This is a genomic window from Pseudoalteromonas sp. SG45-5 (assembly GCF_014164085.1).
In the GTDB taxonomy this organism is placed as follows: Bacteria; Pseudomonadota; Gammaproteobacteria; order Enterobacterales; family Alteromonadaceae; genus Pseudoalteromonas; species Pseudoalteromonas aliena.
Map to the genome: position 1 here is coordinate 1 of NZ_JACJEM010000123.1, position 1,253 is coordinate 1,253.

The 1,253-nt window shown below is 36.1% G+C and carries 2 protein-coding genes; one reads left to right on the top strand and one right to left on the bottom strand.

Going from position 1 to position 1,253, the window contains the following annotated elements:
- Positions 1-316: 316 nt before the first annotated feature.
- On the top strand, positions 317-697 hold the full coding sequence (locus H5119_RS19895) for a VOC family protein (protein WP_182703465.1): 381 nt from the start codon (positions 317-319) through the stop codon (positions 695-697).
- A 293-nt stretch (positions 698-990) separates the two neighbouring features.
- Here H5119_RS19895 and H5119_RS19900 read toward each other — a convergent pair.
- Positions 991-1,253, bottom strand: a 263-nt coding sequence (locus H5119_RS19900) for an AMP-binding enzyme (RefSeq protein WP_404936266.1), incomplete at its 5' end; no start/stop codon positions are given.

A 1,253-nucleotide genomic window follows, 5' to 3' on the forward strand; every position in this document is an offset into this window, starting at 1 on the left:
TAATAAAGACTTCTTCAGCTGTCTGATAATTTAGTATTTTCCTTGGGCGAGTATTAATTTTCATTACAACCTCTTGGAGTTGTTCATTAGTTATAGTTGAAAAATCAGTTTTCTTTGGGAAATAAAATAAACCGGACACCCAATCTAAATTTTGCACTGCCAATTAGAATCTAGGCACAGTTTTATTTGTTTAATTAGAATGGCTGTCAAGTTTAGGGCTTGTTATCGATTGAACCAAAATAGGAACTCAGTTATGGTTTGTTTATCAATAAAAAAACGAGTTAATCTACAGGCTCGTTATACGCTAGGAGTTTAAATGGAACTTAACCAGGTTACTTTACCAGTAAAAGATATGGATGTTGCTGCTAACTTTTATCTAAAACTCGGCTTCACTCAAATTGTCGATACGCCTCATTACGCAAGGTTTTCTTGCCCAGACGGGAATTCTACTTTTTCCTTATCACTCGAATCCGGTGAATTTGAAAACAATTCTGTGATTTACTTCGAGCATGAAAAACTTGATGAACTGTGTGCTGAGTTGACTAAGAAAGGTTTTCAGTTTGAACAACAACCAACAGAGCAGCGGTACTTGTGGAAAGAAGCAATACTTAAAGATCCGTCTGGTAACAAAATCAAACTTTACTGGGCAGGTGAAAACCGTTTAAATCCTCCTTGGAAAGTTGAGAAACGCGTATAACAACTGAGTAAGGTTACGACCGTCCGCTCACAGCACATAGCAGTCAACTAAACTTGGCTGTATTTTCATGAAATTGGCTTTTTAAAGTCTGTATTTAATAATTTTATACCATTATAAGCTTCAATATTATGCCAAGTTACACTTGACTTGTGTCGTTGTAGCTCAGTGAAATCGAATGTGGCTTTGCTAACTTATGCTTCAAACAACAATAATGGCTCAAGAGGGCATATACCAGAAAACCGATTAATTTAGAATAAAAGCCATTTTTAAAAATGGCTTTTATTGCTTGGGGGTTACTGTTGTGTAAGTTGTTGGTTTATTTCTTCAAATATACTGGCATCGTCTATGGTTGAAGGTATTTGTAATTCTTCGCCATCGACTAGTTGACGTAGGTTTTTACGTAAAATTTTACCTGAACGAGTTTTTGGCAACCTATCGACACTAACGATATTTTTTAAGCATGCAATAGCGCCTATTTGATTGCGAACGGCAGCCACAAGCGCTTGTTCTACTTCTTTGGTTGAACCTACAAAATCATCTTTAAGCACAATCATAC

Coding starts and splice junctions, on each gene's coding strand:
- H5119_RS19895 (WP_182703465.1), top strand. CDS start 317: ATGGAACTTAACCAGGTTACTTTACCAGTAAAAGATATGGATGTTGCT.